Here is a 14,757-nt window from a genome sequence, read left to right on the forward strand (position 1 = left end):
ATGCTTCGTCGTGCCTTCCTCGGGACGGCCGCCGCCGCCCTGGCCGCGCCGCGGCTGGGCCTCGCCCAGGCCGGCCGCGTGCTGCGCTTCGTGCCGCAGTCGGACCTGGCGGTGCTCGATCCCGTCTGGACCTCGGCCTATGTCACCCGCCACCACGCCTACATGGTGTTCGACACGCTCTATGGCGTGGATTCGCAGTTCCGCGCCTCGCCGCAGATGGTCGAGGGACATGTGGTCGAGGATGACGGGAAGCGCTGGACGCTGACGCTGCGCGAGGGACTGCGCTTCCACGACGGCACGCCGGTTCTGGCGCGGGACTGCGTGGCCAGCCTGAACCGCTGGGGCAAGCGCGACAATTTCGGCCAGACCCTCTTCGCCGCCACCGACGATCTCTCCGCCCCCGACGACCGCACCCTGGTCTTCCGCCTGAAGCGCCCCTTCCCGCAGCTTCCCTATGCGCTGGGCAAGGCCACCAACAACATGGCGGCGATCATGCCGGAGCGGATCGCGGCGACCGATCCGTTCCGCCAGGTGCCGGAGGTGGTGGGCAGCGGCCCCTTCCGCTTCGTGACCGGCGAGCGCGTGCCCGGCTCCCGCTACGTCTACGAACGCTTCGCCGACTACCGCCCGCGCCCGGACGGCACGCCGAGCGGGACGGCGGGACCGAAGGCGGTGCATGTCGACCGGGTGGAATGGACGGTGATGCCGGATCCCGCCGCGGCATCCGGCGCGCTGCGCACCGGCGAGATCGAGTGGTGGGAGCTGCCGCCGCCGGACCTGCTGCCGCTGTTGAAGCGCGACCGCAACCTCGCGGTCGAGGTGCAGGACCCCACCGGGTATGTCGGCATCCTGCGCATGAACCACATGGTCGCGCCCTTCGACCGTGCGGAGATCCGCCGCGCCGTGTTGGGCGCGGTCAGCCAGGAGGAGTTCATGCAGGCGGCGGCGGGCACCGATCCGACGCTGTGGAAGGACAAGGTCGGATACTTCTGCCCCGGCACCCCGATGGCGAACACCACGGGGCTGGAGGCCCTGACCGGCCCGCGCGACATCGCCCGTGCGAAGCGGCAGATCCAGGATGCCGGCTACAAGGGCGAGAAGGTCGTGCTCCTCGGCGCCACCGACCTGCCGATCCTGCGGGCCGTCGCCGACGTCACCGCCGACCTGCTCCAGAAGCTGGGCTTCAACCTGGACTATCAGGCGATCGACTGGGGCACGCTGGTGCAGCGGCGCCAGAGCCGCGAGCCGGTCGAGAAGGGCGGCTGGAGCGTCTACAGCAACTTCACCGGCGGCAGCGACCAGGTGAGCCCGGTGACCCACAGCATGCTCTGGGCGAACGGTGCCGGCGCCGCGCCCGGCTGGCCGGACAGTCCGGCGATCGAATCCCTGCGCGGGCGCTGGCTGGATGCGGCCGACCTGCCGGACCAGAAGCGACTGGCCGAGGAACTCCAGGGCCAGGCCTTCCGCGACGTGCCCTACGTGCCGCTGGGGCAGTACCTGTATGCCACCGCCTACCGGAAGAGCCTGTCCGGCGTGCTGGGCGGCTTTCCGGTGTTCTGGAACCTGCGGGCCGGCTGAGGCACGGGGCGGCGGTTCGGGAAAGGTCCCCGTGCCGCCCTTCCGTCGTGACGGGAGGGCGGCGGGCGCCGCGCGGCCTCGCCTTCCCTCTATCGCGGCCAATGGCAACGGAAAGAAGTTGACTAGGAAACCATATCCCGCTCTCCTGGACCCTGTCACGGAGGCCAGATGACGGATTCCCCCACCCCGCTGGAGGCCCATCTCGGCTACTGGCTGCGCTACGTCTCGAACCACGTCTCCCACGCCTTCGGCCTGAAGCTCGCCGCGCATGACGTCACGGCCGCCGAGTGGGTGCTGCTGCGGGAGCTGCATGAGCGCGACGGCGCGGCGCCCAGCGAGGTCGCGGAGCGCCTGGGCCTGACGCGCGGCGCCATCTCCAAGCTGGCCGAACGGCTGATCGCCAAGGCGCTGCTCCTGCGCGGGCCGGGCGGACGCGACCGCCGGACGCAGAACCTGTGGCTGACGGCGGAGGGGCGGGCGCTGGTCCCCGTCCTCGCGACCCTCGCGGACCGCAACGACGCGGAGTTCTTCGGCCATCTGGACCCCGCGGAGCGTCAGGCGATCGAGGCGGCGATGCGGGACATCGTGCGCCGGCACGGGCTGCGGGCCGCGCCGGTCGGCTGAAACGGGTGAACCCAAGCGGAAAGGGCGGACCATGGACCGAGGATTGGAGAGCGTGCTGCGGGACTGCACCCAGGGCTCGGATGAGGGCCGGCTGGACTTCCCGGAGGTGCTGCGGCGCCTGTCGGCTGCGGGGATCGAGCGCTACCACGCCGACCTCGCCCGGGCCGAGCGGACCTACTACCTCCCGGACGGCCGCTCGCACCGGCTGCCCGCGCAGGCAGGCGGGGCCGCGGCCGCCGCCTTCTCGGCGACGGGGGTAGAGGCGGCGATCCGTGCCGTCCAGGCGCGCAGCCTTTCCTACAGGGAGTTCTGCGACCGCATCGGGGCCGCCGGCTGCGTCGGCTACCTCGTCTCCATCCCCGGGCGGCGCGCGGTCTATTACGGCCGGACGGGGGAAACCCATGTCGAACCCTTCCCCGCCCTGCACTCCTGATCGGGCGGGCCAGCTCCCACCATGGGCGGTGACGGCGCCCCCGGCAGGGTCTACAGCCCGCGGCATGTGGCCCATCCCCTCCACCATCCCCCGCGCCGCCCTGGTGACCGGCGGCGCGAAGCGGCTCGGCCGCGCCCTGGCGCTGGCACTGGCGGATGCCGGCTTCGACCTGGCCGTCCATCACCGGGACAGTGGCGAGGCGGCGACCGCGACGGCGGCGGAGATCCAGGCCCGCGGCCGCCGCGCGGTGCTGCTGCGCGCGGATCTAGGGCAGGAGGCGGAGGTGGCGCGGCTGGTGCCGGAGGCCACGGCCGCCCTTGGCCCGCTCGGCGTGCTGGTGAACAGCGCCTCGACCTTCGAACGCGATGAATGGGACAGCGCCAGCCGGGAGAGCTGGGACGCGCATCTGGAGCCGAACCTGCGCGCCCCCTTCACCCTCTCCCAGGCCTTCGCCCGCGCCCTGCCGGAGACGGCAGAGGGCGTGGTGGTGAACATGCTGGACGAGCGGGTCTGGTCCCTCACCCCCCACTTCACGACCTACACCCTGTCGAAGGCGGGGCTGTGGACCCTGACCCAGACCCTGGCCCTGGCCCTGGCGCCGCGCATCCGCGTCGCCGGGATCGGCCCTGGCCCGGCCCTGCCCTCGCCCCGCCAGACCGAGGCGCAGTTCGCCGCGCAGTGTGCCTCCACCCCCCTGCGCCGGGGCACCGGCCCCGAGGAGGTCGGGCGCGCGCTGCTGGCCATCCTCGCCCTGCCCTCCTTTACCGGGCAGATGCTGGCGCTGGACGGGGGCCAGCACCTGCAGTGGTCCCCGGTCCGCGGGGCGGGGGTCGCGGAATGACCTACGCCCCCGACGCCTCGCGCCGGCTGCGGCGCGTCTTCGTGCGCGGCCTGGAGTTGCAGGCACGCCTCGGGGTCTATGACCACGAGCACGAGACGGTGCAGCGGGTGGTCATCGACCTGGAGATGCTGGCGGAGGACCCGGACGCGCCGCACGGCGTCGGCCATGACCGCCTGCCCCGGGTGGTGGACTACGCGGCCATGGCCGCCCATGCCCGGGCGGTCGCCCTGACCGGCCATACGTGGCTGGCGGAAACCCTGGCGGAGAAGATCGCCGTGCGGATGCTCGGCGCCGAGCCCCGACTCGCGGCCGTGGCGGTCACCGTCGCCAAGCCGGACGCGCTCGCCGATGCCGCGGCGGTCGGTGTGACAGTCGAACGAATTCGTGAAAGGCCCTGAGCAGCCGCACAAATTGCTGGGGTAACAACCGGATCGGGCCGGGTCCGGAAAAACATCCCCAACCGGCCCCGCGACGGCCCGGTCAAGCCATATTTTCCGTCTTGACGGCGATGTAACACTGTGCATCGGGTATTTTGAATGAAAAAACAATGACTTAGCGCGATGCCCAAAGGATGGGCAATCGGTGCCGAGCCGCGAAAACCATGGCCTTGGGCGTGAAAGCCCCCATCTCATCCACCAGCTTATCCACAGGATCGGGGGAAAACCCCGAAAAGCCTCGGAACCCCAGAGCAGACCGCACAGCAGAATGGCTTTCGCCCACGAAGAGAGTGCCCCCCTCCCCCCGATGGAGGGCCGGGAGGTGATCGAGAAGGCCCTGGCGACCCTGCCCCTGTCGCCGGGCGTCTACCGCATGCTGGATGCCAAGGGGGACGCGCTCTACGTCGGCAAGGCGCGCCAGCTCCGCAAGCGGGTCTACAGCTACACCCAGGTCGCGCGCCTGCCGGACCGGCTGAAGCGGATGGTGTTCGAGACCCGCAGCCTGGAGGTCATCACCACCGCCTCCGAGGCGGAGGCGCTGCTGCTCGAAGCCAACCTGATCAAGCGGTTGCGGCCGCGCTTCAACATCGTGCTGCGGGACGACAAGTCCTATCCCTGGCTGGTCATCACCGAGGACCACCCCTTTCCGCAGATCGCCAAGCACCGCGGCGAGCGGCGCAAGGGCGCCTCCTACTGGGGTCCCTTCGCCTCCGCCTGGGCGGTGAACCAGACGCTGACCGCCTTGCAGCGGGTCTTCCTGCTGCGCTCCTGCCGCGACAGCGTCTTCGACAGCCGCGACCGCCCCTGCCTGCTGCACCAGATCCGCCGCTGCTCCGCCCCCTGCACCGGGCGGATCGACCAGGAGGGCTATGCCGCGCTGGTGCGGGAGGCCAAGCAGTTCCTCTCCGGCGAGGTCCCCTCGATCCAGAAGCGCCTGGCGCGGGAGATGGAGGAGGCGGCCGAGGCGCTGGAATTCGAGCGCGCGGCGGCCATCCGCGACCGCATCCGCGGCCTCACCCATGTCCAGGGGCGGGACCGGATCAACATGGAGGGGGTGGGCGACGCGGACGTGGTGGCGGTGCACCAGGCGGCGGGGCAGGCCTGCGTGCAGGTCTTCTTCTTCCGCGGCGGCCGCAACAACGGCAACCGCGCCTTCTTCCCCGCCCATGCCCGCCAGGACATCCCGCCGGAGGAGGTGCTGGAGGCCTTCCTGGCCCAGCTCTACGACGACCTGCCCCCGCCGCCCCTGGTGCTGGTCAGCCACGAGATCGCGGAGGCCGCCCTGCTGGCCGAGGCGCTGACGCTGAAGGCTGGGCGCAAGGTGGAGGTCCACCACCCCAGGCGCGGCGACAAGCGCGCCGCCGTGGAGCACGCCGCGACCAACGCGCGGGAGGCGCTGGAGCGCAAGCTGGCGGAGGGCACCGCCCAGACCGCCCTGCTGGAGGGCGTGGCGAAGGTCTTCGACCTGCCCGCCACCCCGGAGCGGATCGAGGTCTACGACAACAGCCACATCCAGGGCGCCAATGCCTATGGCGTGATGATCGCGGCCGGGCCCGGCGGCTTCCTCAAGCCGGCCTACCGCAAGTACGGCATCAAGGGCCCGGTGAAGCCCGGCGACGACTTCGCCATGATGCGCGAGGTGTTCGAGCGCCGCTTCGGCCGCGCGCTGAAGGAGGACCCGGAGCGCGAGCAGGGCTCCTGGCCCGACCTCGTGCTGATCGATGGCGGCCTCGGCCAGCTCAACGCCGCGCGGGAGATCCTGGCGGAGCTGGGGGTGGACGACATCCCCATGGTCGCCGTCGCCAAGGGGCCCGACCGCGATGCCGGGCGGGAATGGTTCCACCGCGCCGGCCACGCCCCCTTCCAGCTCCCGCCCCGGGATGCGGTGCTCTACTACCTGCAACGGCTGCGCGACGAGGCGCACCGCTTCGCCATCACCACCCACCGCGCCGGCCGTTCCAGGGCGCTGGTGAAGTCCGAGCTGGACGACATCCCCGGCGTGGGGGGGGCCATCAAGCGGCGTCTGCTGAATCATTTCGGCTCGGCGCGGGGGGTCCGCAACGCCGGGCCGGAGGATCTGGCGAACTGCCCGGGCATCGGCCCCGCCATGGCGAGGCGCATCCACGAGCACTTTCATCCCACTGCCGTGGCGCCGCGCGAGCCGGCGGGGTAGAAGCGTCGGGCCCCCATGCCGACCGACCTGCCCAACCTGCTGACCCTGTCGCGCATCGCGGCCATCCCGCTGATGGTGCTGCTCGCCTACGCGCAGTCCGGCTGGGGCGACCTCGCCGCCTGCGCCGTCTTCTCGGCCGCCGCCATCACCGACTACTTCGACGGCAAGATCGCCCGGGAGCGGCAGATGACCTCCGCCTTCGGCCGGATGCTGGACCCGATCGCGGACAAGCTGCTGGTCGGCGCGGCGCTGATGCTGCTGGCCGGGTTCAACCGCCTCTCGCTGCTGGGCCTGCTGCCGGCCATCGTCATCATGCTGCGCGAGATCCTGGTCTCCGGCCTGCGCGAGTACTTGGCCAGCCTGCGCGTGGGGATGCCCGTCACCCCGCTCGCGAAATGGAAGACCGGCTTCCAGATGGGGGCGCTGGGGGTCCTGCTGGCGGGCGACTCGGCCGCGGCGGTGCTGCACCTGTCCTTCCTGCCCCTCTCGGCGCTGGGAGAGGCCGGGCTCTGGGTGGCCGCCGCCCTGACTCTGGCGACGGGCTGGGACTACATGCATTCGGGACTCCGGCACGCGGGGGCGCAGGACGCGCGCCGCACGGGCACCACGGCCGGCGGTCGATCCTGACCGGACGGCCCCTGAGGGGATGGCTGGCGCCGGCTGCGCTTGAGACGGGGCGGTCCCCGGCGCATCCTGGGCAGCAGTAGAGAGGGATTCGGATGCCGCATCGCGCGATTCCGGCCAGGGCCGGAGCAACCGCACTCGCGTTGCTCCTCGCGGGATGCGGGGCTGACTTCGCGCCGTTCGGGCGCCAGAGCCCGCCCGCGCCTCTCGGCAGCCTGACCGTGCAGCGCGTGATGGCGCCGGACGACGTCGCCGAGGCATCGGCCGCGGCCGCGCCGCTGCTGCCCGAGCCGGGCAATGTCTGGCCGGCCGAGGAGGCGCCGCGGGCCACCCTCGCCAACCCGGACGCCCCCACCATGTTCCAGCAGCAGGACACCCCCGCGCTGGAGCGCGCAACGCGCGAGCGCGGCCTGGCGCCGCAGCCGCGCGTGCTCAGCACCGAGCCGGGTCCGGCGATCCCGCCGGAGCTGGCGCCGAATCCGCGCGCCCCGGCACCCGGCACGGTGCCGCGCAGCCTGCGCGACGGCGCCGCGCTGCCGGGGCCACAGGAGCGCCTGCCGCCCGGCCGCCAGCTCCAGGGCCGCGACGCGGACGGCAACCGCCTGCCGCGCCGCAGCCCGGCCTCGACCCCGCCGGAGCCGCCGCGCGAGTTCGACCCGCCGCCACGCTTCTCCACCCCGCCGGGCCCGCCGGCGACGCCGCCGGCCCCGCGGCAGGACGGGCGGGTGATTCCCATTCCGGGCGGCGCGCCGGCGACGACCACCGGCGGCACGGGCAGCTACCAGACCTACACCACCCCCGGCGGCGGCAGCGGCATCGCCATCCCGCAGGGCTCGACCACCACCCTGATCGGCCCGGACGGGCGGGTGCAGGTGGTGCCGACGCCGCAATAGCGGGCGGCGATGCGGGTCCTGTACTTCGCCTGGGTGCGCCAGAAGGCCGGGGTGGCGGAGGAGGAGGTCTCCCCCCCGCCGGAGGTGGCCACGGTCGGCGCGCTGATGACCTGGCTCGCGGGCCGCTCGCCCGGCCATGCCGCCGCCTTCGCCAATCCGAAGCAGATCCGCGCCGCGGTGAACCAGGCCTTCTGCCGCGCCGGGGACCCCGTCGGTCCGGGCGACGAGGTGGCCTTCTTCCCCCCGGTCACCGGTGGCTGAGCCGCCCGCCCGCCCCCTCCCCGGCCATGTGGCCGTGCAGGAGGCGCCCTTCGACCTGGGTGCCGAGACGGCGGCGCTGATCGCGGGCCGGGAGGATGTGGGCGGCCTGGCCAGCTTCCTGGGCGTCTGCCGTGGCGGCGGCGGGCTGGTGGCCATGACCCTCGAGCACTACCCCGCCATGACGGAGGCAGCGATCGCCGCCATCCGGGACGATGCCGCCGCGCGCTGGCCGCTGCTGGGCTGCACGGTGATCCATCGCTTCGGCCGGCTGACCCCGGGCGAGCCGATCGTGCTGGTGCTGACCGCGAGCGCGCACCGCATGGCGGCGCTGGACTCCTGCGCCTTCCTGATCGACTGGCTCAAGACCCGGGCCCCTTTCTGGAAGCAGGAGGAGTTCGCCGGCGGCGAGGCGCGCTGGGTCGAGGCGAAGGCGGAGGACGACGACCGGGCCGGGCGTTGGTCCCGCTGACCGCCTCCCGCGGCCAGGCCATCGCGGCCATCCTGCTCGCCGGCCTGCTGCTGATCTGGCCGGCCTTCGCCAACCGCTACCCGCTGCTGTTCAGCGACAGCGGCGCCTTCCTGCACCAGACGACCGGGCCGCTGATGATCTGGGACAAGCCCTGGATCTACGGCCCGATGCTGCACGCCTTCCACTGGGGCGTCAGCCTGTGGCCGCCGGTGATCGCGCAGGGCCTGATGCTGTCGCACCTTCTCTGGCTGACGCAGCGGGCGGCCCTGGGCGAGGCGCAGCCGGCGCGGCACCTGCTGCTCTGCGCCGCGACGGCGCTGCTCACCACCGCGCCCTGGTCGGCGGCGATGCTGATGCCGGACATCCTGGCACCGGTGACGGTGCTGGGCATCTACCTGCTCGGACTGGCGCGGGACTCCCTCTCGCGCGGCGAGGCCGCCTGGGTCGCGCTGCTGACCCTGCTGGCCATCGCGTCGCACCTGTCGCACTTGCCGCTGGCGGCGGCGCTGGTGGTGCTCGTGATGCTGCTCGCGCGCTCCTGGCGGCCGGCGCTGCGTGCCGCGCTGCCGCTCGCGGGCGCGGTCGTGCTGTTGCTGGCGACCAATGCCGTGGGCCATGGCCGCCTCGCCCTCTCGCCGCATGGCGCGACCTTCCTGCTGGCGCGGCTGGTGGCGAACGGCACGGCGGCGCGGACGATCGAGGCACGTTGCCCGGATTCGGGTTGGTATCTCTGCGCCTGGGCGGGGCGGCTGCCGACCGACAGCGACGTCTTCCTCTGGGAACCCGACAGCCCGGTGAACATGGATGCAGAGGGACGCTCGCGCTTCCTCGGCGGTGCGCTGCTCTCCGGCGAGGCACGGGAGATCGTGGCGGAGACGCTGCGGCGCGAGCCGCTGCGCGTCGCGCTGGACGGCCTGCGCGATGCCGCGCGGCAACTGTTCATGGCGGAGGCGGGGGATACGCTCTCGCGCTACGCCCTGGGCGGATCGGTGCCGCCGCGCCTCGCGGAAGGCTTCCGGCCCGGCGAGGGCGCGGCCTATACCGCCTCCGCGCAGGTGCGCGACGCGCTGGCGCCGGTGGCGGAGCCCTTCCGCTGGCCGCACCGCCTGGTCCTGGTGGCCGGTGCGCTGGCGTTGCTCGGGCTGTGGTGGACGGAGCGCGCCCAGCCCCGCCGGCTCGGCCTGATCCTTTGCGTGCTGGTCGGCATCACCGCCAACGCCGTGGCGACCGGCGCGCTCTCCGGCCCGCATGATCGCTACCAGGCGCGGATCGCCTGGCTGATGCCCTTCGTGGCGATGCTGCTGCTGCCGCTGCCGAAGCCCCGCCGGCATCTGCGTCGGCAGGCACGGCCGCCCGAGGGTTATCCGGGGCTCTGATACGGACGGCGGGAAGCCTTGATCCGTGCCGGCGTGGGGTGCACGCGTGGCCCGGGGGCAAGGCTCTGCCTCGCCCCCGATACCCCCACTCCGCCAGGACCCTGCGGGCCCTGGACCCGATCAGCGCTGCCGCGGGACAGCCGGACACGGGGTCACGGCGCCGAGGAGCCATGCTCCTCGGCGGGTACGGTGTCCGCGCTTGCTGACGCCTTCTGAGTTTTCAGAGTCCCGCCTGTCCGTGCTCCGTCAGGGTTCAGCCCAGAGGCTGATGCCTACCGCGTAGAACCAACTCCCAGCGGGGCCCGGGGCCCGGGGCCCGCTTGTGGCCCCGGCAGGGGAGGGCTTGGGACGGGGATCGACGCACCGCGTCGATGCCGCAGGCCGGCGTCCCCTTCCGGTCCGCCGCCGGAACACGACAGCGCGGAGGGCCACGCCCCGCCGCCGGTATGAGACCGGGCTCGCCGGATTTCCTGGCGGCGCGATACGGCGTACGGCCATGATGCGCCTGGCCGGCATGCCTCCTGCATTGCGCGGCGCGTCGCACCGGTCCTCCGCCCGCCCCGGGCCCGATGCGACCCTTGCCATCGCGGGCGCGGCACCGGGAGCCTGGGATACGCATGGATCGACGCAGCGTGTTGAAGGGCGTGGGCCTGGCGGCGGCCACGCTGGCAGCGCCCGCGCAGGTGCGGGCGCAGCGGCAGACGACGCTGCGCTTCATTCCGCAGATCGACCTTGTCTACCTCGATCCGGTCTACACCACGCCCTACGTCACCCGGAATCACGGCTTCCTGGTCTGGGACACGCTCTACGGCGTGGACAGCAGCTTCAAGGCCCAGCCGCAGATGGTGGAGGGCCATACCGTCGAGGCGGACGGGACGCTGTGGAACCTGAAGCTCCGCGACGGTCTGCTCTGGCATGACGGCGAGAAGGTGCTGGCGCGCGACTGCGTCGCCAGCATTCGCCGCTGGGCGAGGCGCGATCCCTTCGGCGGCACGCTGCTCGCCACCACGGACGAGCTGAGCGCGCCGGACGACCGCACCATCCGCTTCCGGCTCAAGCGCCCCTTCCCGCTGCTGCCGGATGCGCTGGGCAAGGTCCCCTCCCCCTTCTGCGCGATGATGCCGGAGCGGATCGCCAACACCGACCCCTTCCAGCAGATCACCGAGATCGTCGGCAGCGGGCCCTTCCGCTTCCTGTCCAGCGAGCGCGTGCCGGGCGCGCGCAACGTCTATGCGAAGTTCGAGAAGTACAAGCCACGCGAGGGCGGGACGCCCGACTGGACCGCCGGGCCGAAGGTCGTCCACTACGACCGCGTGGAATGGACCACCATGCCGGATGTCAGCACCGGCACGGCGGCGCTCCAGGCGGGCGAGCAGGACTGGATGGAATACGCCAACCACGAGATGCTCGGCCTGCTCCGCCGCGCGCGCGGCGTGAAGGTGGACGTGCTCGACCCCACCGGGATGGTGACGATGCTGCGGGTGAACCACCTGCAGCCGCCCTTCAACAACCCCGCGATCCGCCGCGCCCTGTGGCCCGGCCTCGACCAGCCGAGCTACATGCAGGCGCTGGTGGGCAGCGACACCGCGCTCTACCAGACGCCGCTCGGCTACTTCGCCCCCGGCACGCCGATGGCGAGCGAGGTCGGCTTCGACCGGCTCACCACGCCGCGCGACATGGGCAAGGTGCGGCAGGCGCTGAAGGAGGCAGGCTACAACAACGAGAAGGTCGTGCTGATGGTGCCGGCCGATTCCGCCTCGCTGAAGTCCCAGGGCGACGTGGCGGCGGACATGCTGAAGCAGGCCGGCATGAACGTGGACTACCTGGCGCTGGACTGGGGCACCATGCTGACCCGGCGCAACCGCAAGGACGCGGCGGAAGCCGGCGGCTGGAACGCCTTCGTCACCAGTTGGGCGGGGACGGACTGGCTGAACCCCGCCGTGCACATCGCCCTGCGCGGCACGGGCGAGGCGGGCTACGCCGGCTGGTCCTCTTCGCCGCGCACGGAGGCGCTGCGCGACGCCTGGTTCACCGCACCGGATCTCGCGGCGCAGCAGGCGATCTGCCGCGACATCCAGGCCACCGCCTTCGAGGAGGTGCCGTTCTACCCGCTCGGCAAGTACATCCAGCCGACGGCGTACCGGACCAGCATCACCGGCGTGCTGAAGGGCATCCCGATGTTCTGGAACGTGCGCCCGGCCTGACCGGGGGCCTGACCGCGGGGAGGCGCGCCCGCCGCCCGCGGGCTGCCGGTCACCGGTACAGGTCGCCGCGCGTCGGCGGCAGCCCGCTGGGTCCTCGTGCCCGCTTCGAGGACAGGGTCTGGAAGATCCCGACGCTGCCGCGCTCGAAGGCGAGCGCGCAGCCGGCGAGGTAGAGCAGCCACAGCCGCGTCCTGGCCGCGCCGACCTCCTCTTCGGCCGCCTCGCGCCGGGCGTAGAGCCGCTCCGTCCAGAGGCGGCAGGTGCGGCCGTAATGCTCGCGCCAGCCCTCGACGTCGTGCACCTCGAAGCCATGCCGCTCCAGGTTCGTCAGGGAGAGGCCGATGTAGTCCAGCTCGCCGCCGGGAAAGACGTAGCGGGTCAGCGCGGCGAATTCCGGCCGCTTGCGCCGGAAGGTGCGGAGGTCCTTCTTCGCCGGCCGGGCAATGGCGTGGTTGAGAAGGAGGCCCCGCGGCCGCAGCAGGCGGCGCATCGTCGCGAAGTAGGCGGCGTGGTTGTCGAGCCCCACATGCTCGAACATGCCGATCGAGGCGATCTTGTCGTACTCGCCGGACAGATCCTTGTAGTCCTTCAACTCCAGCATGACCCGGTCCTGCAGGCCGAGGCGGGCGACCTTCTCGCGGGCGAAGTCGAGCTGCGCCTGGGACAGGGTGACGCCGTGGGCCAGGACCCCGAAATGCTGCGCGGCATGGCAGACGAGTCCGCCCCAGCCGCAGCCGATGTCGAGGAACCGTTCGCCGGGCCGCAGCCGCAGCTTGCGGCAGGTCATCTCCAGCTTCGCCCGCTGCGCGTCGTCCAGGCTGGCGTCCCAGTCGGGGAAATAGGCGCAGGAATAGACCATCTCCGGATCGAGGAAGAGGCCGTAGAAGGCGTTGGACAGGTCGTAGTGGAACTGGACGAGGGCCTTGTTGTCGCGGCCCCTGGCATCCTTCGCGGCGTCCACCCCGGCATAGGCATGGCTTCCGGCGGCGCCGGCCCTGCCGCGGAACAGGAAGGGCAGCAGCGCGCCGAGCACCAGCCGCTTGTCCAGGCGCCGCGCCAGCCCCCGGCGTTGCAGGGCGCCACGCCGCGCCGCCAGATCCAGCAGCGTCCCGCCCTCGATCGAGAGATCGCCGTCGGCGACCAACTCGATGACGGTGGCGAGCCGGGGGCGCCGGACCAGACGCGTCACCGCCTCCGGGCTGTTCAGCGCCAGCATCACGCCGCCCGCCGGCACGGCCTCGGGCGGCACGACCTCGCCGTTCCAGAGCCGCACCGGGACGCCGGGCCGGAGCGTCTCCCACAGATGGGTGAGCAGGCGGCGCGCCGCGTCGAGCCGTCGGTCCGGACCGTGGCGCACCGCCAGCCGTCTCAGATCGGCCGGGTGCCGCACCAGTCCGCGATGAAGCCCGCCAGCACCAGCGTGGTGCGCTTCAGGCTGGCGAGGTCCACCCGCTCGTCGAAGGCATGCGCGCCCTCGCCGCCCGGTCCGTAGCAAAGGGCCTTCACGTTGTAGTACAGGTCGTAGAAGCGGGTGTCGTTCACGCCCGTACCCAGCCGCGCCTGCATCGGCTCGCCCAGCACCGCCTCATGCGCCTGGCCGAGCACGGCCTCGGCCTCGCTGCCCGGCTCCAGCACATGGCCATCCGCCTGGAAGCCGTTCCAGATCACCTCCGGCGGGTTGTTGGCGAGGAAGTTGTCCGCCCGGGCCGCCGCCATGACCGCCTCCGTGAGCTCGCGCCGCGCCTCCTCCAATGAGGTGCCGGGCAGCAGGCCGATGCGGCAGTCCACCTCGCACCAGGCGGGGGTGGAGCTGCCCCAGTCGCCGCCGCGGATCACGCCCGGGTTGAACTTCACCGGGTTGGCGATCTCCTTGAACCAGGGGTGCGACTTCGCGCGCTCATTGATCTTCGCCGTCAGGGCATAGACCGCCTGGATCAGCGTATAGGCGGACATGATGGCGTTGCTGCCGGTCTGGGCGCGCGCCACGTGGACGGGCACGCCGCGCACGCGCAGGCGGAACCACATCACCCCGACCGCCGCCCGGCCGATGGTGTTGCCGGTCGGCTCCGGGATCAGGCAGGCCTCGGCGCGGTAGCCGCGCGCGAGGGTGGAAAGCGCGCCGTTGCCGGTGCACTCCTCCTCCGTCACCGTCTGGACATAGACATCCGCGGCGGGGGCGAGGCCGGCCGTCCGCAGCGCATCCATCGCGAAGACCATCGCGGCCACGCCCTGCTTCATGTCGTGCGCGCCGCGGCCGTTCATGAAGCCGTCCTTCACCACCGGGTCGAAGGGCGGGTAGGTCCACATGTCCTCGGGCCCGGGGGGGACCACGTCGACATGACCCTGCAGGATCAGGCTGCGGCCCTCGGGCTTCGGCGCGCGCACGGTCGCCACCACCTGCACGGCCCGGGTGTAGTCGGTGTCCATCACGGGGGAGAAGCCGGGCAGGCCCTCCATGCTCACCTCGGCCAGGGTGTAGCGGTCCACGTCCCAGCCGCGCTTCGCGAACTCCCGGGCGATCCAGTCCTGGCAGGGCGCCTCGCGGCCGCGCAGGCTGGGGAAGCGGACGAGCTCCTGCAACCAGGCGACCTCCCTGTCCCAGTTCGCGTCGATCGCAGCTTCCAGGCGCTTGAGCAGGGCGGGATCAGGCATCTCGGTCTCCGGGGTGGGTGCGGGAGCATGACTCCGCCACACGCCGGGGGCCAAGCACGTCGCGCGCCAGCCGCGACGCGCGGCGTCCCGCAACGGCTCTGCAGCCGGCGAGCCCGCGGCGGAATGGGAGGGCCGGCCCTGAGCCGATCCCGGCACCCGCCCACACCCTGCGGGGCGCGGCAGGGCATGGCA

The 14,757-nt window shown here is 72.5% G+C and carries 14 protein-coding genes; 12 read left to right on the forward strand and 2 right to left on the reverse strand.

The window, feature by feature from the left end; translation table 11 throughout:
• From LPC08_RS09635 to LPC08_RS09690, 12 genes are all read left to right on the forward strand, one after another.
• Positions 1–1,578 carry an ABC transporter substrate-binding protein gene (locus LPC08_RS09635; RefSeq protein ID WP_230452471.1) on the forward strand — a complete coding sequence of 526 codons (1,578 nt, stop codon included), beginning with the start codon at positions 1–3 and terminating at the stop codon, positions 1,576–1,578.
• A gap of 168 nt (positions 1,579–1,746) precedes the next feature.
• The gene (locus tag LPC08_RS09640; RefSeq protein WP_230452472.1) at positions 1,747–2,202 is read left to right on the forward strand and encodes a MarR family winged helix-turn-helix transcriptional regulator; all 456 of its coding nucleotides are present in this window, start codon (positions 1,747–1,749) and stop codon (positions 2,200–2,202) included.
• A 31-nt stretch (positions 2,203–2,233) separates the two neighbouring features.
• Entirely contained in the window at positions 2,234–2,635 is a 402-nt protein-coding gene (locus tag LPC08_RS09645) for a DUF1398 domain-containing protein (protein WP_230452473.1), read from the forward strand.
• 64 nt (positions 2,636–2,699) lie between these two features.
• A complete protein-coding gene (locus LPC08_RS09650; RefSeq protein ID WP_230452474.1) occupies positions 2,700–3,476 on the forward strand; it encodes an SDR family oxidoreductase in 777 nt (258 codons plus the stop codon).
• Positions 3,473–3,874: a dihydroneopterin aldolase gene (folB, locus tag LPC08_RS09655; RefSeq protein ID WP_230452475.1), complete on the forward strand. Its 402-nt coding sequence runs from the start codon at positions 3,473–3,475 to the stop codon at positions 3,872–3,874. Before LPC08_RS09650 ends, folB begins: the two co-directional genes overlap by 4 nt.
• A gap of 307 nt (positions 3,875–4,181) precedes the next feature.
• On the forward strand, positions 4,182–6,086 hold the full coding sequence (gene uvrC / locus LPC08_RS09660; protein WP_230452476.1) for an excinuclease ABC subunit UvrC: 1,905 nt from the start codon (positions 4,182–4,184) through the stop codon (positions 6,084–6,086).
• A 15-nt stretch (positions 6,087–6,101) separates the two neighbouring features.
• The gene (gene pgsA, locus LPC08_RS09665; protein ID WP_230452477.1) at positions 6,102–6,713 is read left to right on the forward strand and encodes a CDP-diacylglycerol--glycerol-3-phosphate 3-phosphatidyltransferase; all 612 of its coding nucleotides are present in this window, start codon (positions 6,102–6,104) and stop codon (positions 6,711–6,713) included.
• A 218-nt stretch (positions 6,714–6,931) separates the two neighbouring features.
• Positions 6,932–7,603, forward strand: a complete 672-nt coding sequence (locus LPC08_RS09670) for a hypothetical protein (protein ID WP_230452478.1) — start codon at positions 6,932–6,934, stop codon at positions 7,601–7,603.
• Between the two features lie 9 nt (positions 7,604–7,612).
• Complete coding sequence (moaD, locus tag LPC08_RS09675) at positions 7,613–7,864, forward strand: molybdopterin converting factor subunit 1 (RefSeq protein WP_230452479.1); 252 nt, start codon at positions 7,613–7,615, stop codon at positions 7,862–7,864.
• A complete protein-coding gene (locus tag LPC08_RS09680; RefSeq protein ID WP_230452480.1) occupies positions 7,857–8,333 on the forward strand; it encodes a molybdenum cofactor biosynthesis protein MoaE in 477 nt (158 codons plus the stop codon). Before moaD ends, LPC08_RS09680 begins: the two co-directional genes overlap by 8 nt.
• Complete coding sequence (locus tag LPC08_RS09685) at positions 8,321–9,709, forward strand: hypothetical protein (protein WP_230452481.1); 1,389 nt, start codon at positions 8,321–8,323, stop codon at positions 9,707–9,709. Before LPC08_RS09680 ends, LPC08_RS09685 begins: the two co-directional genes overlap by 13 nt.
• Before the next feature lie 617 nt (positions 9,710–10,326).
• On the forward strand, positions 10,327–11,913 hold the full coding sequence (locus LPC08_RS09690) for an ABC transporter substrate-binding protein (RefSeq protein WP_230452482.1): 1,587 nt from the start codon (positions 10,327–10,329) through the stop codon (positions 11,911–11,913).
• 49 nt (positions 11,914–11,962) lie between these two features.
• Here the strand turns inward: LPC08_RS09690 and LPC08_RS09695 are convergent, their stop codons facing one another.
• Together LPC08_RS09695 and LPC08_RS09700 are read right to left on the reverse strand one after the other, a co-directional pair.
• Entirely contained in the window at positions 11,963–13,270 is a 1,308-nt protein-coding gene (locus LPC08_RS09695) for a class I SAM-dependent methyltransferase (protein ID WP_230452483.1), read from the reverse strand.
• Positions 13,271–13,281: 11 nt separating this feature from the next.
• Positions 13,282–14,565, reverse strand: a complete 1,284-nt coding sequence (locus tag LPC08_RS09700) for an ArgE/DapE family deacylase (protein ID WP_230452484.1) — start codon at positions 14,563–14,565, stop codon at positions 13,282–13,284.
• Positions 14,566–14,757 lie beyond the last annotated feature (192 nt).

It is taken from the genome of Roseomonas sp. OT10 (genome assembly GCF_020991085.1).
Taxonomy (GTDB): Bacteria; Pseudomonadota; Alphaproteobacteria; order Acetobacterales; family Acetobacteraceae; genus Roseomonas; species Roseomonas cutis.